This is a genomic window from Pseudonocardia aurantiaca (genome assembly GCF_039526725.1).
GTDB classification, from domain to species: Bacteria; Actinomycetota; Actinomycetes; order Mycobacteriales; family Pseudonocardiaceae; genus Pseudonocardia; species Pseudonocardia aurantiaca.
This window is the reverse complement of sequence record NZ_BAAAJG010000003.1, coordinates 202,423-220,992: the sequence shown is the minus strand read 5'-3', so window position 1 is coordinate 220,992 and position 18,570 is coordinate 202,423. Positions and strand designations below refer to the sequence as shown.

Below are 18,570 nucleotides of genomic sequence, written 5' to 3'. Positions count from 1 at the left end.
GCGCGTAGCGTGCCCGGCGTGTCCGACGACGGTCCCGCCGGGTGGGGTGAGCCCCTTTACGCGCAGGCGCTCGACCTGGCGGGCGTCGGCCCGGGCACCCGGCTGCTCGATCTCGGCTGCGGACCCGGGCACTTCGCGCGGGCCGCGGCCGGCCGCGGGGCCGCCGTCACCGGGGTGGACGTTGACCGGGCCGCCGTCGCGGCGGCGGCGGCCGCGGTGCCCGAGGCGCTCTTCCGCGTCGGCGACGCGCACGACCCGCCGCCGGGTCCGTTCGACGTGGTCGCGGCCGTGCAGCTGCTCCAGCACGTCGCCAACCCCGTTGTGGTGCTCCGCGCGGCCGGGCAGGCCGGCCCGGCCATCGTCGTCACGGTGTGGGGCCAGGACCACGAGTGCGACGTCCGGGCGTTCGGCGAGGCGCTCGCCGCATGGCTGCCACCGCGCCGGGCGCCTTCCGGGCCGCCACCGGTGACCGACCCGGCCCGGCTGCAGAAACTCGCCGGGCTCGCCGGGCTGGACGTCGCCGCGACGGCCGAGGTCCGGTGCCCGTTCGCCTACCCCCACGCCGAGGCCCTCCTCGCGCCGCTGCTCGCCTCCGGCGTCGGGCGGATGGCGGTGTCCAGGGCGGGGGAGCGGGCGGTGCGCAAGGCCGTGCTCGACCGGATCGCGGCGCACCGCACCGACGAGGGCGGCTACCGGCTCGAGAACCTGTTTCGGGTGGTGCTGGCGGTCAGGCCCCCAGCCGGTCGGCCAAGTCCGTGAGCGCGCTGACGTTGATGTCGGCATCGGCAACGGCCGGGCCGCGTTCGCTGGGCCGGTGCACGTAGGCGGTGCGCAGGCCGCACTTGTGCGCGGCCACCAGGTCGTCGACGTGCGCCGCCACCATGAGGAGCTGCTCCGGCGCGAGCGACAGCAGCTCCGCAGCGCCCAGGTACACCTCCGGGTCGGGCTTGTAGTGCCGGAACAGCTCCGCCGAAAGCACGGTGTCCCATGGCAGGCCGCCGTACTTGGCCATGTCGACCAGCAGCGCTACGTTGCCGTTGGACAGCGAGGCGATCACGTGCCGGCGCTTGAGCCGGGTGAGCCCTGGCACGGAGTCCGGCCACGGGTCGAGCCGGCGCCAGGAGAGCACGAGCTCGGCCCGTACGTCCTCGGGAGTGTCCGGCAACCCGTGCTCGGCGAGCAGCTCGTCGAGCGATGCCCGGTGGAGCCCGTCGAGGTCCGTCCACGGCTGCTCGCCGTGGCGCACCCGGTCCATGGACGGCACGTACCGCCCCCGCCAGGCGTCGGCGAACGACTCGGCGTCCACGACGTCGCCGAGCAGCCGCCCGACCTCGCGGGCGACGCCGGAGCGCCAGTCGACCACGGTCCCGAACACGTCGAACACAAGCGCACGGACATCCACAGGGCGACTCTAGGGCGGGCCCGAACGCTGTCATCCCGGGATCCCGACTCAGCGCGTCGCCGTCTCCGGGTAGCGCGTCTTCAGCAGGCTCTTGCAGTACTCCCCGTTCGTCTCGATCCCGATCCGCTGCAGCCGCGCCCGCCGCAGGTGCAGCGGCACCTGCTCGGACGTGAGCCGGGTGCCGTCGGCGTGGATCAGCAGCGGTGCGTCGTCGCCGTGCGGGAGCCCGAGGGCCGCCCGCCGCTCCCGGAGCCGGTCCAGGTCGGCCGACGGGGGCACCGACCCGAGGGTCGCCTCCGCCAGCTCCTCAGGCCCCGCACCCGCGTCGACCAGCGGCCGCGCGACCCGGTCCTGCCCGGCCAGGGCCGCCTTGCGGAAGAACTGCGCCCGCAGCTCGTCCAGCTCGGCGGTGGCCTCGCCGGAGAAGGTCCCGACGAACCCGGCCTGCGCCGCCACCCCGCCGTTGATCTCGGCGGAGGCGTGGTGGTCGGCGAGCGTCACGTCGGCCCGCTCCACCCCTGGCACGGCCGCGACGGCGTCGTAGGCGTCGGCGACCATGAGGAAGGAGAAGTTCGGCGCGCAGAAGAACGTCGGCAGCCGCAGCACCACCGTGGCGGTACCGGTGTCGGAGACGGTGCACGACTCAACGAAGTCGAGGTCCGTGATGGGCTCGTCCAGCTCCGGGTCGAGCACCGTCTCCAACGCGCGCCACACGGCTCCTGCGAGCCCTGAGCGCAGGACCATCAGGCCTGCGCCCCCGCGGTGCCCTCCACGAGCTCCTCGCCGGGCTGCATGGGCTCGTCCGCTGTCGTCGGCAGCCGGTACTCCGGCGGCACCGGGATGTCGTAGAGCCGCGCGGCGTTCAGGCCGAGGATCTTCTTCTTGGTGGCCGTGGTGAGCTTCGCGTAGTCGGTGAAGGCCTCGTCATCGGGCATCTGCCAGTCGACGAATCCCTCAACCTGCCACTTCGGCGTCCAGATGTTGTAGTCGCCGCCGTAGAGCATCTTGTCCTCGCCGACCCAGAACATCAGCTCGCCGATGACCCTCGCGAAGAACTTCGGCCGGGCGTGCATCAGGCCGCCGATCACCACGGAGAGGCCCGCATACACGTTGGGCTCCTGCACCGCCATGAAGCAGAAGTCCTCAATGCGCGGCAGCCCGACGTGCTCGACGATGAAGTTGAGGTCCTGGAAGTCGGTGGCCGCGTGGTCGACGTCGGCCACGTCGAATGCATCCTTGTCCAGGGGCCAGATCGTGGGGCCCTTGTGGACGTGGATGTTCTTGATCCCGAGGTCCTGCGCGGCCTGCAGGAACCGGTACGCCTCCGGGTCGGTCAGCTTGTAGCCGCGCGAGTCGCCGTACCACTCCGCGGTGTAGAGCTTCACGCCTTTGTGGTGGTACTTCGCGACGTCCGCCTCGAGCTGCTTGAGGCCCTCGTCGCCCTCACGCGGGTCGAACCGCCCGTTGACGATCAGCCGGTCGCCCCACCGCTCCAGGAGCTGCGCGTTCTGGTCGGCGGTGTTGAAGCCGGTCGTGTACCACTCCTTGAGGTACGTCGACTGGAAGATCGCGTGGTCGACGTGGCCCTCGATGAACATGTCCCGCTCGAAGTCCTCCGGCGAGACCTTGAGGTAGTGCTCGTAGTCCCAGTGGGTCTCGGGCGGGCCGAGCTGGTGGTAGCCGTAGAAGCAGTCGATCCAGCCCTTCGCGTACTGCTCGGCTCCCGGCTTCCAGTTCTCCCGGCTCGCGTCCCAGAAGTGGCTGTGGGAATCGACGATGAAGTACTTCTCGCCGTCCTTCTCATACATGTGGTGGGCCCTTCGCGTCGGTGCGGTTACCTGGGAGAAAGATCAAGGGACGAGGATCGCGCGACCGCGGACCCGACCGGCGTCGAGATCGTGGATCGCTTCGAGTGCCGCGTCGAGTGGGTACTGCTTCGTGTGTAGCGTGACCTTTCCGGCCTGCGCCAGCACCATGAGCTCGGCGAGATCGTTGTACGTCCCGACGATGTTGCCGATGACGTTCTTCTCCCCCGCCACGAAATCGAGTGTCGGGGCGGTGAACTGGCCGCCGTAACCGATGACGTACTGGTATCCGGCGGGCGCGGTCATTTGCCAGGCGTCGTTCTCGGCGCCCTGCTCGGCTACGAAGTCGAACACGACGTTCGCGCCGTTCCCGCCGGTCAGGTCCTTCACCGCGTCGACGTGGTTGCCGTCGGCGAGCACCGTCTCGTCGGCACCGATCTGCTTGGCCAGCGCCAGCGCTTCCGGGTTCCGGTCGACCACGATGATGCGGGTGGCGGTGAGGGCGGCCAGCGCCTGGATCCCGATGTGCCCGAGCCCGCCCGCACCCTGGACGACGGCGGTCGTGCCCGGGTAGAGGTCGGGCACGGCCTTGCGCACGGCGTGGTAGGCGGTGATCCCGGCGTCCGCGAGCGCGGCCACGTCCGCCGGGTTGGTGTCGGGGTTGAGCTTGACGCACGCCCGTGCCGTCGTGCGCAGGTACTCGGCCATGCCCCCGTCGTTGTTGGACAGTCCGGGGAAGAACGCGTTCTCGCATTGCATGTCGCGCCCGGCCCGGCAGGCCAGGCACAGCCCGCACGACGGCTGCGGGTGCAGGATCACCGTGTCGCCGACCGCGACGTTGGTGACGCCCTCGCCCACCTCGTGCACCCAGCCCGCGTTCTCGTGGCCGATGACGTAGGGGAGCTCCGGGTTCATCGCGTCGGCCCACTGCCCCTCGAGGATGTGCAGGTCGGTGCGGCAGACTCCGGCCCCACCGATCTTGACGATCACGTCGAGCGGGCCGGCGAGCTTCGGCTCCGGAATGTCGTCGATCTTCGGGTCGGAGTGGTACTCGTGCACCCGGACGGCCTTCACCGGCGTACCTCCTGGCGGTCGTTGCCCTGGCTTCCGATTCCAATCCGGGGTGCTGGCGGTCACAACCGCCCCGATTCCGCCGATCGATAAAACGGACACCAAGCCGGCCCTCCGGATGAGGTAAGTGGCTCGTGACCAGCGCGGACGGGGCTCACTCCTCCGGTTCGCCGGGGCCTGGCACCCCTCTTACGAGGAGTGCTACCAGCGAGTAACATCCGTCCTGTGACGACGGACACGGGCTGGGTCGGCTCGGCGATGCAGCAGAGCGTTCCTTGGGTGAAGTCGGCGGGCGTTGAGTTCGGGGAGACCACCCCGGAGCGTGCGGTGGCCCACCTGCCCGACGCCGCCGAGGTGCACAATCACGTCGGTGGCCCGCACGCCGCCATGATCTTCGGGCTCGGCGAGACGGCGTCCGGCGCGCTCAGCCTCGCCGCGTTCGGCGCGACGATGGAGCGCGCCACGCCGCTGGTCGTGCGGTCGGAGGTCCACTACCTCAAGTTCGCCCGCGGACCGCTCAGCGCCGAGGCCGTGCTCGACCGCCCCGCCGCCGACGTGCTCGCCGAGCTCGATGAGGGGAAACGCCCCGAGTTCGCGGTGGACGTCACCATCACCGACGCGAGCGGCCGGGAGACCACCCGGATGACCGTCGTCTGGACGCTCCGCCCCAACCGATAGGCACCCCATCGTGTCACCGCCGGGCACGTGAGGGCCGTCGCGACTACCGTCCCGCCCGTGCAGGTGGTCATCGCAGGAGCACACGGAAAGATCGGGCTGCGCCTGGTCGCGTTGCTGGCGGGGCGGGGCGACGTGGTCACCGGGGTTGTGCGCAGCCCCGCCCACACCGCCGACCTGGAACGGGCCGGTGCCACGCCGGTGGTGCTCGACCTCGAGTCGGCCACCGCCGGCGAGCTCGCCGCGGCCGTGACCGGAGCCGACGCGGTCGTGTTCTCAGCGGGGGCGGGCCCGGGTAGCGGCACGTCCCGCAAGGACACGGTCGACCGGGCCGCTGCCGTGCTCCTCGCCGATGCCGCGCGCCTTGCCGGGGTGCGCCGCTACCTCCTGATCTCCTCGACGGGGGTGGACGAGCCGCTCGCGCCGGACGCTGACGAGGTCTGGGCCGCCTACGTCGCGGCGAAGAAGGCCGCCGAGGAGGAGATCACCTCCCGTGACGACCTGGACTGGACGGTCCTGCGGCCGGGCCGGCTCACCGACGACCCCGGCACCGGGCGGGTGCTCCTCGCCCCGCCACCCGTTCCCCGCGCTGACGTCACCCGCGACGACACCGCTGCCGTGCTGGCGGCGCTGCTCGACGCGCCGGGGACCGCAGGCAAGGTGCTGGAGCTGCGCGAGGGCGACCAGGACGTGCACGAAGCCGTCGCGGCGATCGTTTAGCGCCTCTCGGCCAGGCTGAGCGGCCGGTTCCAGGAGCTGTTCCTGCCGATCACCGAGCGGGAGCGGGAGGTCGCCACGCCCGCTGCGGCGGCGCTATCCGACCGGGAGATCGCCGAGCGGCTCGGGATCTCGGTCCGGACCGTCGAGGGCCACGTCGACCGGGCATGCACGAAGCTCGGGGCGGCCGGCCGGTCGGAGCTCGCGGCGATCGTCGCCCGTCCGCTCGCAGGGTGACGCGGCCGGCCGCCCCTCAGCCCGCCGCTTCCGACCTCGAGACGCCCGGTGACACCCCCTCGGCCCCACCGGACGTGTCGAGGTCGGACAGATCGAAGCCGGACGGATCGAATCCGGGAGTGACGTAGGACCGAGCGATCGGCATGCCCGCAGCGTCATCGGTCCCCGCCGAGCCGTCATGCGTAGCGGGCTACCTGTTCCCGCGTCCCGGCGGCTCGCCCCGGAGCGGGATAGGTTCGAGCCGAGCCCGTCGGACGGCGGCGCGGGAACCGGGGAGGGTCATGGCCCGAGAGGTCGACGTCGTCGTCATCGGTGGCGGGGCGGTCGGGGAGAACGCCGCCGACTACGCCGTGCGCTCCGGGCTGTCGGCGATGATCGTCGAGGCCGAGCTGCTCGGGGGCGAGTGCTCCTACTGGGCGTGCATGCCGTCGAAGGCCCTCCTGCGCACCGGGCACGCGGTCGCTGCCGTGCAAAGGCTGCCTGGCACCACCGCCGACTTCGACCCGGCGGCCGTGCTCGCCCGCCGCGATCGGTTCACGTCCAACTGGAACGACGAGGGCCAGGTGGAGTGGGCGCGCAGCGCAGGCATCGACGTGGTGCGCGGCGTCGGCCGACTCGCAGGCGAGCGGACCGTCGAGGTCGACGGCCCCGCCGGGCCGCTGACGGTCACCGCCCGGCGCGCCGTGGTGGTGTGCACGGGGAGCGTCCCGGTCCGGCCGCCGGTTCCCGGGCTCGACACCGTCCGCACGTGGAGCTCACGCGACGCGACATCGGCGAAGGAGATCCCGGCGCGCCTGGGCGTGCTCGGCGGCGGGGTGGTCGGCAGCGAGCTGTCCCAGGCGTTCCAGCGGCTCGGCGCGCAGGTCACGCTCCTGGAGCAGGGACCGCGGGTGCTGCCGCCGTTCGAGCCGTTCGCCGGGGAGCGGGTGGCCGCCGCCCTGCGCGCCCGGGGTGTCGACGTGCGGCTGGGCCATGCCCTCGACGGGGTGGAGCCGGCAGGCGACGCGGTCGTCATATGCGTCGGGGACGAGCGGATCGCCGTCGACGAGTTGCTCGTTGCGACCGGGCGGCGCCCGAACACCGACTCGGTCGGCCTGGAAACGGTGGGGCTGCGGCCCGGCGAGCGGCTGGAGATCGACGACACTGGACTCGTCCAGGGCGTCGACGGGCAGTGGCTCTACGCCGCGGGCGACGTGACGGGCCGGGCGATGCTCACCCACCAGGGCAAGTACGCCGCACGGATCACCGGCACGGTGATCGGCGCGCGGTCGATCGGCGAGGAGCTCGACACGCGGCCGTGGGGTGAGCACGTCACCACCGCGGACCACGGCGCCGTGCCGCAGGTCGTCTTCACCGACCCCGAGGTCGCCTCCGCCGGACTGACCGAGGCGCAGGCCCGCGCGGCCGGGCTCGACGTCAGGGTCGTCGACCTGCCGATCGCTGTGGGCGGCTCGTCGTTGCAGGCCGACGGCTACGACGGCGCGGCGCGCATGGTGGTGGACGAGGGCCGTGGAGTTCTCGTCGGAATGACTTTTGTTGGCCAGGACGTGGCAGAGATGCTGCACGCGGCCACCGTCGCGATCGTCGGTGAGGTGCCGATGCACCGGCTCTGGCACGCCGTGCCGGCGTACCCGACGATCAGCGAGGTGTGGCTGCGGCTGCTGGAGGCCTATCGCACGCCCGGCTGAGGCGGGGTGAGCAGGGTCAGGCGGCCTGGGCGAGGGCGGCCGCGAGGCCGAGGGTCGCGGCCATCAGCGTGACCTCGAACCCGGCCCAGCGCAGCACCGGCGTACGGCCGGCGGCGAGCCGGCTCCTGGCCAGCCGGCCGAGCCAGGCGAGGAGCACCAGGCATCCGGTCTTCGCGAGGATGAGCCACCCGTAACCGGTGCTGACGAGCGCGTCCCAGCTCCCGAGCCGGACCACGGCATTGAGCGCGCCGGTGAGGGTGAGGGCGACGAGGCAGACCCCCGCGATCCGGGAGAACCGGGGGAGCACCACGTCGAGCAGCGGCCGCTGCCGCGCCACCAGCACCAGCAGCGCGGCGAGCCCGCCGACCCACAGCGCGGCGGCACCGACGTGCACGCCAATCGTCATCACGGCGAGCTGGTGGTCCGGGGCGGAGCCCGCGTGGCCCGTCACGGCGGGGGTGATCAGCCCCAGCAACGCGGCGATCAGGGGGATGCGCGCCTGGACGAGTGCGGGGTCGCGCAGCCGCACGACCGCGCAGCCGAGCACTACGGCGGCGCAGGCCGCCGTGAGTGCCATCCCACGCCCGGCCGACAGCTCACCCACCCAGCGCCCGACCTCGCCTGCCGAGATCTGCGTGACCGGCCGGCCGAACGCATCTGCGGTCCGGAAGAAGAGGCCGAGCAGCACGAGCACGAGCCACGTCCCGGCCAGCACGACAAGCGCGCGGTCGACCATGGCCCGGATCCGCCCGAGGTCGCGCAGGGCGGAGCCGGGCACGTTCGCCGGGGTCGGGAGGATCAGGAGGAGCAGGATCAGCCCGGTGCACGCCACTCCGGCGACGTCGCTCCCGGAGCGTGTGACGGACGTGCCGACGAGCACCGGGAGCGTCGACCCGGCGAGCGCCCCCGACAGCACGCTCGCCAGGAAGGCGACGCCGACTGCGAGCCCGGCCCAGCCGACCGGCCGGAACCGGTCGGCCGGGCGCGGGCGCGCGGTCGGCGTCGACATCAGCTGTCCCTGCCCGTCAACGACCCAGCCTCAGCGCCGCAACGACCCCGCCGCCGACCAGCACGACGGCGCCGACGATCCACGGCCACACGGGCGCGCCCCCGCTGTCGGAGGTGTTCGACGCGGCAGCGGCCGGGGCGGGCGACGCCGCTTCGGGAGCCGCGGGCCCGGCGGCCGGAGCCGATGCCGCGGCCGCCGGTGCCGCGCCGGGTCCCGCGGCGGTGAGGGTGAAGGCGACGCTGCCGGTGACGGGGTGCCCGTCCTCGGACACGACGCGGTAGCCGATCTCGTAGCGGCCCGCCGGGCCGAGCGGCCCCACGCCGATGCTCACCGTGTTGTTCTGGGCCGTGATGGACCCCGTCTCGTAGCGGGCGTTGTCCGGGCCGACGACCGTGATCGTGTTGAAGTCGGCCGACATCGGGTCGGAGAAGGTCAGCGAGACCCGCTCCGGCCCGGTGGCGAGGCTCGCACCATCGGCGGGGTCGGTGCTCTCCAGCCGCGCGTGGGCGAACGCGGGTGCGGCGCCCAGCAGCAACGCCAGACCCGCGAGCAGCGCGACGGCGACACCGCGCCGGAGGCGGGTCGTCATGAGCCCGTACCTGCCCCGCGGCGGCCGCGCAGCACCGCACCGGCGCCGAAGCCCAGACCCAGCGCCCCGACGAGCAGCCCGGCGCCGCCGAGCCAGCGGGCCGTGGTGTCGGTTCCGCTGCCGGGCGCGCTACCGGCCGAAGCCAGCACGACCGGTGCTGCCTGCTCGCCGTCGGACGCGGGGGTCAGCGTCACGACAGGGGCGGGCCGCTCGGGCTCCGACCCGTCAGCCGCGGGCTGCTGGTCCCACGCGACGACCTCGCCGTCGTCGTAGGTCTGCACGGTCGGCAGCACGAGCCGATCGATGCCGGTCGGGAGCGGGCCCAGCGACAGCGGGAAGTCCGCGAACTCGCCCGGCCCGATCCGGACACCCGGGTCCGCGGTCCAGGTGACGGCGCTGATGGCCTCGGTGACAGTACGGCCGTCGACATCGACCGGCGGGTTCAGCGGGGTTTTCGTCATCGCGGCGGTCCATCCTGCCTGCGGGGCGGTGCGGACCGATGTGATCGGGTGGTCGGTAGACAGCGTCACCTGCAGCTTCACGGTGCCCGCTGTGTCGGACTCGGTGGGCACGCGCAGCGAGACGACGCTGTAGCTGCCCTGTTCTGCGGTGCCCGGCTGGGCGGTGACGTGGGCGAGGGCGGGTGCGGCGCCGACCAGCGCGGCGGCCGCGGCGACCGCGGCGACGGTTCCGGCGCGCAGCGCGCGCCGACGAACGGACGAGGACATGGGTGGTCTCCGGGTGAGGTGTGGGTGGAAGGGCTGATCAGCACCCCACCGGAGGGCCGCGCCGGACGTGGGCGACGGCGAGGGCGCGGGCGAGCCGCGCGGGAATGTCGGGGTCGGGCACCGCGCACACCGGCAGCGGCCGGTGGACGGGCAGCGGGGCGAGCCTGCGGCGCACCACTCGCCGCAGCGCTGCCGTCAGCCCGGCTACGGCACGGTCGGCGTGGCCGAGCGCGATCGCGATCGCGACGGTGGCCGCGGCGTGCATGGCGAACATCTGCCAGCCCGCGAGCCCCGCGCCTGCCATGTGCTGGGTCGGGTGCAGCAGCTCCATCAGGTGGTGGAGCGCGAACTGCCCCGTGCCGAGCACGGCGATGGTGCCGGCAGCGCCGCGGCATCGGCCGGCGACCGTGGTGAACACACCCGCAAGTAGCGGCAGCAGCACGACCAGCACCGCGAGATCAGGGACGCTTCCGCCGCCCGCGGTGTGCCCGACGGCCGTGACCAGCGCGCTCAGCGCGGCAAGCACTGCGGCACGCAGGTGCCCTTCGCGCCGGTCGCCGTCCACGGGGCAAAACGGTAGCTGCAGCAGTTCGCAAGCAACACCGTGCCCGCCTCCCGTAAGTCGGGTGGTCCCGCCCCCCTAGGTGGGGCGTACTGCCGCTACCCGCGTGTCTAGAGGAGCGCCCTGCACAACTCGGCCCTACTGCGCGACGCCCAGGCGGGCACCTCGCGGCGTTGGACGATCGGGCCGATACAACAGCGGTATCGGCCCGATCGTCCGCCTTGCGATGCACCCACCTGGACGTCGCTCGCTACGGGCGGAGTTGTCCAGGACTCTCCCAGCGGCTGCGGCTTGCGGTGTCGATGCCCAGGTGCCGCAGGAGCGCTTCCTCCAACCGGTCCAGCTCGCCGCCGATCGCCCGGTACGCCGTGCGCCTGCGGCCGGCCGGCATCTGCTCTGCCGCGCGGACGGCCACGGCCAGGTCGGCGAGGCGCGGACGGGTATCAGCGGTGAACTCGCGGGCGGTGGCCGCGGTCGAGCGGCTGTCCAGCTCGTCGAGCGCCTCCGCCATCCGGGAGAGCCGCGCGTGCAGCGCCCCGCCCGGCCCGGCGTAGGCCCCCAGCTGGCCCGGCTCCACACCGAGGCGGGCGGCCCGATGGGCGTCCCAGCGGGCGCGGGCGACACCCGCGGCCGCCAGCGCGTAGGGCGCCAGCAGGGGCGCAACCGCCTTGCTCACGCCGATCAGCCGCTTCGCCCGGGACACGGTGAGCGGTCCGCCGACGAGCCGGGCGAGGCCCGTCGTCCGCTTGTCCGTGGCCTCCGCCGCAGCCGTGGCGCCGTCGGTGGTCGACGTGCGTTGCCGGAGGCCCATCCGCTCCCCTTCCTCGAGCCCGCGCCTGCTGACGGGGCTGGTTGTCAGCCTAGTGGCGCTTAGTGGCGCAGCCTCGGGGAGTGCCGCCGACACGTGGGCCGTCACCTTGGCGGGGCGGCACCACCCGGCCGGGATCCCGGGATCATCCACGACTGTCGGTACCGGTCACTACCCTCGGCACCGTGACAGCGATCGAGAACCGGCTGACGCTGGTGGAGTCCACCGGCGGGCCGGGGCTGTTGCTCGACGCCGCCGTCACCACACGCTGTAGGCGCCGGGTGCACCTTGACCACGATCCGGCGGCGGTCACGGCCCCGCGCGCGCTGCCCGATCCGGCGCTCGAGCAGCGCTGGGCCGACGCGGGTGCCCACCGGGAGCGCATCGGCGAGCAGCTCAGGGCGGCCACCGGTGCCGAGTTGCACAGCGTCCCCGCCGACCTGCCCGGGTCTGATCGTGTCGCGGCCACCACGGCGGCCGTGGCTGCCGGTGCCCCGCTCATCTGGGGAGCCGCGCTTCCCACCGATCGCGCCGTCGGCCGCCGGGGCAGTGCCGAGCTGTTGGTGCGCCTGCCCGGTGGCGGTTACCTGCCGGTCATCGTCGTGCGCCACCGCATCACCGACCCCGGCGCCGGTGCTTTCACCACCCCGGTACTGGAGCCGTGGCCCCGCCGCGCCCGGCCCGATCCCGACCGTAAGGTGCGGTCGCAGCCGCGCGACCTGCTGCGCCTCGCCCACCTCAACCGCATGCTGCACGCCGCCGGCTGGGCCGCCGCTCCCGAGCTCCAGCACGGCGACCACGGCGGAGTCATCGGCATGGACGCCGACGTCGTCGTGTGGCACGACCTCCGCTCGGGCCACTGGCCCGGCGGCCGTTCCACGCTGGCGGAGTACGACGTGCGGTTCGCCGACCGCATCGCGGTGGCGTCCGCCGCCGCCAGCGGTGCCCCCGCGCTCGCCGAACCGCTGCGCATCACCGAGTGCAAGCGCTGCCCGTGGTGGCCCACCTGTGAAGTAGAGCTGGAACGCGCCGAGGACGTCAGCCTCGTCGTGCGCGGAGAGATGGCTGTGGCTCTGCGCGAGGTCGGTGTTCGCACGGTTGCCCAGCTCGCCGCGCTCGACCCCGCGGCCGAGCCGCCGATCCCGCAGCCGGGGGTGCCGTTCCCCGACGTCATCGCACTGGCGAGGGCCCGGATGCGCGGGCTGGCCGTCGTGCGGCGGGTGCCGAGCGTGCCCGTGCTGCGCGCGGACGTCGAGGTGGACGTCGACATGGAGAGCTTCGGCGAGGCGGGGGCCTACCTGTGGGGGGCGCTGCTGCGCCACCCGGGAGGAGCGCTGCCGGGCGACGAGCCCGACGGCTACCGGGCGTTCGCCACCTGGGATCCCGTGCCCACCGACGACGAGGCCCGGTCGTTCGCCGAGTTCTGGGGCTGGCTGAGCGGCGTGCGCCGTCGCGCCGCCGCCACCGGCCGCACGTTCGCCGCGTACTGCTACAACGAGCAGGCGGAGAACCGCTGGCTGCTGGCCTCGGCCGACCGGTTCGCCGGGCTGCCCGGCATCCCGCCGCTGAGCGAGGTGGAGGAGTTCATCGCCGACGAGTGCTGGGTCGACCTGTTCGCGGTGGTCAGCGACTGGTTCCTGTGCGCGAGCGGCAAGGGCCTCAAGCGCATCGCCCCGGCCGCAGGCTTCGCGTGGCACGACCCTGAGGCGGGCGGGGAGAACTCCATGCGCTGGTATCGCGACGCCGTCGGCATGGACGGCTCGCCGCCTGATGCCCGCCAGCGCTCCCGGCTGCTGGAGTACAACGCCGACGACGTCGCGGCCACCCGGGCCCTGCGGGAGTGGATGACCTCGCCCGACATCGAAAAGGTGCCGCTCGCAGCTGAGCTCTAGGAGGGCGCTGTTAGGAGCACGCTCCCAGCCGCGCGCAACCGCCGTCGGCGTTTCATCCGGCAGCCGCCGCTGATCCAGCCACCCTTCACCGGGTGGAGCGACCGTGACCGGCATGTTCGCTCGGCGCATCGCGGTGATCGGTTCCGGCTACGTGGGTCTCACCACGGGGGCGTGTCTCGCCTCGCTCGGCCACCGGGTGGTGTGCGCCGACATCGACTCGGCCAAGGTCGAGCGGCTGCGCGAGGGGGTCGTCGACATCCTTGAACCCGGGCTCGCCGACCTGGTGGTGGAGAACCGGGCGGCCGGCAGGTTGGAGTTCGTTGTCGGCGCCCGCGAGGCGGTGGGCGGCGGCGACGGGGATCCGGTCGAGGTCGTGTTCCTCTGTGTGCCCACTCCGATGGGTGTGGGTGGCGCCGCCGACCTCGCTGCGGTGCGGGCCGTCGCGGAGGAGGTGCGGCACCTGCTGCCGTCGGGCTGCGTGGTGGTGAACAAGTCGACGGTGCCGGTCGGCACGGCGGAGGCCACACGCAGGCTGCTCAACCGGCGGGATGTGGCCGTCGTCAGCAACCCGGAGTTCCTCCGCGAGGGGAGCGCCGTGCAGGACTTCCTGCACCCCGACCGGATCGTCGTAGGCAGCGACGCCCAGGACGCCGCGGAGCGCGTGGCGGCGCTCTACTCCAAGCTGGGGGCGCCGACGGTGCTCACCGACGCGGCGAGTGCCGAGCTGGTCAAGTACGCGGCCAACTGCTTCCTCGCGATGAAGCTCTCCTACGTCAACGCCCTCGCGGAGCTGTGCGACGTGCTCGGCGCCGACGTCGGGGACGTCACCGAGGGCATGGGGCACGACAGGCGGATCGGGCAGGCCTTCCTGCGCCCCGGCCCCGGCTGGGGCGGGTCCTGCCTGCCGAAGGACACGCAGGCGCTGGTGCAGGTGGCGGCCGCGGCCGGCATCGACGTCCCGCTGGTGAGCGCGAGCATCGAGACCAACGAGCGGCAACAGCGGCTGATGCTCGACAAGATCAGGGCAGCCGTCGGCGGGAGCCTCGCCGGGCGCAGGCTCGGCCTGCTCGGGCTCACGTTCAAGGCGGGCACCGACGACCTGCGCGACTCCCCGGCCCTCGCAGTGGCCCGGCTGCTGCGGGGCGAGGGCGCGGAGCTGACCGCGTACGACCCCGGCTGCCCGCACGCGGTGCCCGGCATGACCGATGCCGTCACGGTGGTCGACGAGCCGCTGCTCGTGGCCAAAGGCGCCGACGCTCTCGTGGTGCTGACCGAGTGGCCGGAGTTCCGCTCGCTGGACTGGGCCGCCGTGGCCGGGGCACTGACCAGCCGGGTCGTGGTCGACACCCGCAACCTTCTCGACTCCGACGTCCTGCGCCGGGCCGGCATCAGCTGGGTGGGCGTCGGTCGCCGCTGAGCCGCCACAAGACGGAGAGCGTGATCCGCGCCGCCCCGGCCCCCGTTTTATTGACGCGCCAGCGAAGATCGGGGCATGTCGCCGACGAAGCACGAGCAGCGGGGCGCGCACGGCGCCGCATCCAGCACCCACTACCTCGGCACCGCAACCGCGATGGCTGTGCTCGCCCGCGGCGGCAACGCGTTCGACGCCGCAGTGGCCGCCGGTTTCGTGCTGCAGGTCGTCGAGCCGCACCTCTGCGGGCCGGGCGGTGACCTGCCCGCGGTATTCGTCACCGCGAGCGACCCGACACCGCGCGTTCTGTGCGCCCAGGGCACAGCACCTGCCGCCGCAACCACCGCGCTGCTGCGCGACGAACTCGGACTGACGGTCGTCCCCGGCACCGGCCTGCTCGCCCCGGCGGTCCCCGGCTCGTGGGACGGCTGGCTCACGCTCCTGCGCGACCACGGCACCATGTCGCTCGCCGAGGTGCTCGAACCGGCGATCGGCTACGCAGCGAACGGGTTCCCGCTGGTCCCGCGCGTGCCGACGACGATCGAGACCGTCGCCGAACACTTCCGGGCGCACTGGCCGAGCTCAGCCGCCACCTGGCTCCCCGATAACAGGGTGCCGACGTCGGTACACCGGCTTCCCGTGCTGGCAGCCACCTGGCGGCGCCTCCTGGACGCCGGTGCAGCGGCGGGCGGCGACCGGGAGCGCCAGATCGACGCCGCCCGCGACGCTTGGTACCGCGGGTTCGTCGCCGAGGAGGTCGATCGGTTCAGCAAGACCCCCGTGCGCGACGAGACCGGCCGCGACCACACCGGACTGCTCACCGCTGACGACCTCGCCAACTGGTCGGCCACGTACGAGGACGCGGTCACCGCGGACGTCGGCGACGGCTGGACCGTCGCGAAGGGCGGCCCGTGGTCGCAGGGCCCGGTGCTGCTGCAGGCCCTCCAGTTGCTGCGCGACTCCGAACTGCGCTACGCCGACGGCGTCGCCTCGGCCGACACCGTGCACCGCGCCGCCGAGGCGTTGAAGCTCGCGTTCGCCGACCGCGAGGCCTGGTACGGCGACAGTGCGCCGGTGCCGCTCGCGGCGCTCCTGTCCTCGGAGTACGCCGCCGCGCGCCGTGCCCTGATCGGCGACACCGCGTCCGCCGAGCTGCGCCCCGGCAGCCCCGACGGGCTGGATCCCCGGCTCCCGGCATACGCGCTGCGGCCCGGAACCGGGATCGGCGACGGGGTCAGCGGCCTCGGCACGGGGGAGCCGACGGTCGGCCCGACCGGCGAGACCCGCGGCGACACCGTGCACGTCGACGTCGTGGACGCCGCGGGCAACATGGTCTCCGCGACGCCGTCCGGCGGCTGGTTGCAGTCGTCCCCGACGATCCCGGCGCTCGGGTTCTGTCTGGGCACGCGGGCGCAGATGTTCTGGCTGGAGGACGGGCTCGCGTCATCGCTGGTGCCGGGGAGGCGTCCGCGCACGACGCTGAGCCCGTCGCTGGCGCTGCGCGACGGGGAGCCGCGGCTCGCGTTCGGCACGCCGGGTGGTGACCAGCAGGACCAATGGCAGCTCTGCTTCTGGCTCGCCCACACGGTGGGTGGGCTCGACCTGCAGGCCGCCATCGACTCCCCGACGTGGCACACCACGTCGTTCCCCTCGTCGTTCGCCCCGCGGGGCTGGGAGCCCGCAGGGCTGGTGGTGGAGTCCCGGCTCGGCGAGCAGACGCTGGAGGAGCTGCGCCGCCGCGGTCACGTGGTCACCGACGGCGGGGCGTGGGCGCTCGGACGGCTCTGCGCGGTGGGGCGGGGCGAGGGTGAGCTGCTGCGTGCCGCCGCGGACCAGCGCAGCGGGTCAGGTGCCGCGGCCGCGTTCTGAGAGCGCGGCGACCGCCCCGGTGACTCGAGAACGCGCACGCGTTCCCGCGCTCGCCATGCTGCGCTCAGCCCTTCAGGACGGCGGTCTGTCGGGTTCGCACACCGTCCTCGATAACGGTTCCGGAGCGACCCCACCCGCGTAGCCTTGGGCCATGGCTCTGTTCGGACGCAGCAAGTCGCAGATGATCACCGCCGACCGCGCGCTGCCGGGCCGGTCCACCCCGCTGCCGAGCGTGCCGGAGACGCACTACGTCAACGGCAACCGGATCCAGCCCCCGTTCCCGGAGGGCCTGCAGACCGCGGTGTTCGGCATGGGGTGCTTCTGGGGCGCGGAGCGGATCTTCTGGCAGACCCCCGGCGTGTACTCCACGGCCGTGGGCTACGCGGGCGGGTTCACCGAGAACCCCACCTACGAGGAGACCTGCTCCGGCCTCACTGGCCACAGCGAGGTCGTGCTCGTGGTGTTCGACCCGGAGCAGGTGAGCTACGAGACGCTGCTCAAGCTGTTCTGGGAGGGCCACGACCCCACGCAGGGCATGCGCCAGGGCAACGACATGGGCACCCAGTACCGCTCCGCGATCTACTACACCGACGACGCGCAGCGGGAGCAGTCCGAGACCACGGCCAAGACCTACGGCGACGCACTGAAGGGCGCCCGCTACGGTGAGGTCACCACGGAGATCGCCCCGCTGCGGGCGTTCTACTACGCCGAGGACTACCACCAGCAGTACCTCGCGAAGGTCCCCAACGGCTACTGCGGCATCGGCGGCACGGGTGTCAGCTGCCCGGTCGGCACCGGGGTCACGCCGGAACAGGCCTGATCCACGGCGATCTTCCGGCTGGAAGATCATCCTGGCACGTGATCATGTAGCGTCTCACTGGAACATCATTCCAGTGAAGGATTCCAGCGTTGCCGACCCACACACGGACCGCCCGTGCGGCCCGAGCCGAACGTGCCGCCGCCACCCGCGCCCGCATCGTCGCGGCGGCCGTGCCCCTCTTCGTGGAGCACGGATACCTCGAGACCACGATGGCCGGCATCGCTCGCGCGGCCGGCGTCGCCGTGCAGACCCTCTATCTCTCCTTCGGCAGCAAGGTCGCCGTGCTGGAGGCAGCGCTCGGCGCAGAGGCCGAACGGGAACCGGACGAGTGGATCACGCGGCTGGCGGCAGAGCCGGACGGCCGCTCCGCGCTACGGAGCTACACCGCGGCAACGGCGATGCGTATCGAGCGCCGGCACCCGCTCGACGCGGTGCTCCGGGCGGCCGCGGCCGATCCCGAGCCGGGTGAGCTGCTCGAGACCACGCGCAAGGCCGCGCTCGCCCTGCACGCCGTGGCTGTCGACGAGCTCTCCGAGCTTTCGGGCTTCACCACCCGCATCACCGTGCAGCGGGCCACGGAGATCGTCGCAGCGCTGCTGTCCCCGGAGAGCTACGGGCTGCTGGTGGTCGGCCAGGGCTGGGCGACGGCCGAGTGGGCCGAGTGGGTGGCCGCCCACCTCGCCGCGGACCTCTTTCCGCCGGCCGGGCTGAAGGACGCGCCCGAACTGTCGGCGACGGGGGGCACACTCGGAGCGTGAGCTTCGTCCGCTGCGCGCTTCCTGCTCCGGCGCCGATCGGTGTGCTGACGCTCGGGGTCACCGACGCCGGGCTGGCGCTCGTCGGCTTCGGCCACCACCCCGAGGCGGCCGAACGGGCCGCCGCGCGGCTGGGGGAGCCACTGGTCGACGGCTACGGCGGGGCGGCGGCGGTACAGCTCGCCGAGTACCTCGCGGGCGAGCGGCGGGCGTTCGACGTGCCGCTGGACTGGCGGCTCACGGCAGGGTCCCAGCGGAAGGTGCTGCAGGCCCTGTACGACACCGTGCCCTTCGGGACCACCGTCACTTACGGCGAGCTGGCCGCCCGCAGCGGGCTCGGGCGGGCGCACACGGCGGCGCGCGGGGTCGGTTCGATCATGGGGTCCAACCCGCTCCCCGTGGTGGTGCCCTGCCATCGCGTGCTCGGTTCCGACGGGCTGGGTGGGTTCGGCGGCGGCCGGGCCACCAAGGAGTGGCTGCTCGCGCTGGAGGGCGTCCTCACCCCGGCCCTCGATTTCGGGTCGGGGTGAGG

20 protein-coding genes are annotated in these 18,570 nt (G+C 73.3%); 11 read left to right on the top strand and 9 right to left on the bottom strand.

Translation table 11 applies throughout. From position 1 onward, the window contains the following. Positions 1 to 18: 18 nt before the first annotated feature. Complete coding sequence (locus tag ABD143_RS05570) at positions 19 to 759, top strand: class I SAM-dependent methyltransferase (protein WP_343972149.1); 741 nt, start codon at positions 19 to 21, stop codon at positions 757 to 759. Here the strand turns inward: ABD143_RS05570 and ABD143_RS05565 are convergent. The 4 genes from ABD143_RS05565 to ABD143_RS05550 are packed head-to-tail and all read right to left on the bottom strand — an operon-like array spanning position 728 to position 4,281. After that, a complete protein-coding gene (locus ABD143_RS05565) occupies positions 728 to 1,402 on the bottom strand; it encodes a haloacid dehalogenase type II (protein ID WP_343972146.1) in 675 nt (224 codons plus the stop codon). The genes ABD143_RS05570 and ABD143_RS05565 overlap by 32 nt on opposite strands. 48 nt (positions 1,403 to 1,450) lie before the next feature. Further along, a complete protein-coding gene (locus ABD143_RS05560) occupies positions 1,451 to 2,146 on the bottom strand; it encodes an iron-sulfur cluster assembly protein (protein ID WP_343972143.1) in 696 nt (231 codons plus the stop codon). Further along, a complete protein-coding gene (locus ABD143_RS05555) occupies positions 2,146 to 3,210 on the bottom strand; it encodes an amidohydrolase family protein (protein WP_343972140.1) in 1,065 nt (354 codons plus the stop codon). The genes ABD143_RS05560 and ABD143_RS05555 overlap by 1 nt, the downstream gene beginning before the upstream one ends. A gap of 42 nt (positions 3,211 to 3,252) precedes the next feature. Next, on the bottom strand, positions 3,253 to 4,281 hold the full coding sequence (locus ABD143_RS05550; RefSeq protein ID WP_343972137.1) for an NAD(P)-dependent alcohol dehydrogenase: 1,029 nt from the start codon (positions 4,279 to 4,281) through the stop codon (positions 3,253 to 3,255). A 222-nt stretch (positions 4,282 to 4,503) separates the two neighbouring features. Here ABD143_RS05550 and ABD143_RS05545 point away from each other — a divergent pair, with 222 nt between their 5' ends. The 4 genes from ABD143_RS05545 (at position 4,504) to ABD143_RS05530 (ending at position 7,595) form a co-directional block, all read left to right on the top strand. After that, the gene (locus tag ABD143_RS05545) at positions 4,504 to 4,956 is read left to right on the top strand and encodes a DUF4442 domain-containing protein (RefSeq protein ID WP_343972134.1); all 453 of its coding nucleotides are present in this window, start codon (positions 4,504 to 4,506) and stop codon (positions 4,954 to 4,956) included. Between the two features lie 57 nt (positions 4,957 to 5,013). Continuing rightward, positions 5,014 to 5,673 carry an NAD(P)H-binding protein gene (locus ABD143_RS05540; RefSeq protein WP_343972132.1) on the top strand — a complete coding sequence of 220 codons (660 nt, stop codon included), beginning with the start codon at positions 5,014 to 5,016 and terminating at the stop codon, positions 5,671 to 5,673. A 15-nt stretch (positions 5,674 to 5,688) separates the two neighbouring features. Further along, positions 5,689 to 5,907, top strand: a complete 219-nt coding sequence (locus tag ABD143_RS05535) for a response regulator transcription factor (protein ID WP_343973358.1) — start codon at positions 5,689 to 5,691, stop codon at positions 5,905 to 5,907. A 281-nt stretch (positions 5,908 to 6,188) separates the two neighbouring features. Next, positions 6,189 to 7,595: a dihydrolipoyl dehydrogenase family protein gene (locus ABD143_RS05530; RefSeq protein ID WP_343972129.1), complete on the top strand. Its 1,407-nt coding sequence runs from the start codon at positions 6,189 to 6,191 to the stop codon at positions 7,593 to 7,595. 16 nt (positions 7,596 to 7,611) lie between these two features. On the opposite strand, the gene ABD143_RS05525 is transcribed toward ABD143_RS05530, so the two are convergent. The 5 genes from ABD143_RS05525 to ABD143_RS05505 all read right to left on the bottom strand — a co-directional run bounded on the left by ABD143_RS05525 (position 7,612) and on the right by ABD143_RS05505 (position 11,294). Beyond that, complete coding sequence (locus ABD143_RS05525; protein ID WP_343972126.1) at positions 7,612 to 8,604, bottom strand: copper resistance D family protein; 993 nt, start codon at positions 8,602 to 8,604, stop codon at positions 7,612 to 7,614. A gap of 16 nt (positions 8,605 to 8,620) precedes the next feature. Beyond that, a complete protein-coding gene (locus tag ABD143_RS05520; protein WP_343972123.1) occupies positions 8,621 to 9,193 on the bottom strand; it encodes a copper resistance CopC family protein in 573 nt (190 codons plus the stop codon). Continuing rightward, entirely contained in the window at positions 9,190 to 9,921 is a 732-nt protein-coding gene (locus tag ABD143_RS05515; RefSeq protein ID WP_343972120.1) for a YcnI family copper-binding membrane protein, read from the bottom strand. The genes ABD143_RS05520 and ABD143_RS05515 overlap by 4 nt, the downstream gene beginning before the upstream one ends. A gap of 37 nt (positions 9,922 to 9,958) precedes the next feature. Beyond that, complete coding sequence (locus ABD143_RS05510) at positions 9,959 to 10,486, bottom strand: hypothetical protein (protein ID WP_343972116.1); 528 nt, start codon at positions 10,484 to 10,486, stop codon at positions 9,959 to 9,961. A 247-nt stretch (positions 10,487 to 10,733) separates the two neighbouring features. Beyond that, a complete protein-coding gene (locus ABD143_RS05505) occupies positions 10,734 to 11,294 on the bottom strand; it encodes a DUF6474 family protein (protein WP_343972113.1) in 561 nt (186 codons plus the stop codon). Positions 11,295 to 11,476: 182 nt separating this feature from the next. Between ABD143_RS05505 and ABD143_RS05500 the strand changes: the two genes are divergently transcribed. The 6 genes from ABD143_RS05500 (at position 11,477) to ABD143_RS05475 (ending at position 18,568) form a co-directional block, all read left to right on the top strand. Next, positions 11,477 to 13,183: a TM0106 family RecB-like putative nuclease gene (locus ABD143_RS05500; RefSeq protein ID WP_343972110.1), complete on the top strand. Its 1,707-nt coding sequence runs from the start codon at positions 11,477 to 11,479 to the stop codon at positions 13,181 to 13,183. Between the two features lie 112 nt (positions 13,184 to 13,295). Beyond that, positions 13,296 to 14,600: a UDP-glucose dehydrogenase family protein gene (locus ABD143_RS05495; RefSeq protein WP_343973356.1), complete on the top strand. Its 1,305-nt coding sequence runs from the start codon at positions 13,296 to 13,298 to the stop codon at positions 14,598 to 14,600. Between the two features lie 75 nt (positions 14,601 to 14,675). Then, positions 14,676 to 16,463, top strand: coding sequence for a gamma-glutamyltransferase family protein (locus ABD143_RS05490; protein ID WP_343972107.1), 1,788 nt, complete (start codon positions 14,676 to 14,678; stop codon positions 16,461 to 16,463). A gap of 151 nt (positions 16,464 to 16,614) precedes the next feature. After that, positions 16,615 to 17,283 carry a peptide-methionine (S)-S-oxide reductase MsrA gene (msrA, locus tag ABD143_RS05485; protein WP_343972104.1) on the top strand — a complete coding sequence of 223 codons (669 nt, stop codon included), beginning with the start codon at positions 16,615 to 16,617 and terminating at the stop codon, positions 17,281 to 17,283. Between the two features lie 89 nt (positions 17,284 to 17,372). Then, a complete protein-coding gene (locus tag ABD143_RS05480; protein WP_343972101.1) occupies positions 17,373 to 18,041 on the top strand; it encodes a TetR/AcrR family transcriptional regulator in 669 nt (222 codons plus the stop codon). Then, a complete protein-coding gene (locus ABD143_RS05475; RefSeq protein WP_343972098.1) occupies positions 18,038 to 18,568 on the top strand; it encodes a methylated-DNA--[protein]-cysteine S-methyltransferase in 531 nt (176 codons plus the stop codon). The genes ABD143_RS05480 and ABD143_RS05475 overlap by 4 nt, the downstream gene beginning before the upstream one ends. Positions 18,569 to 18,570: the final 2 nt, after the last annotated feature.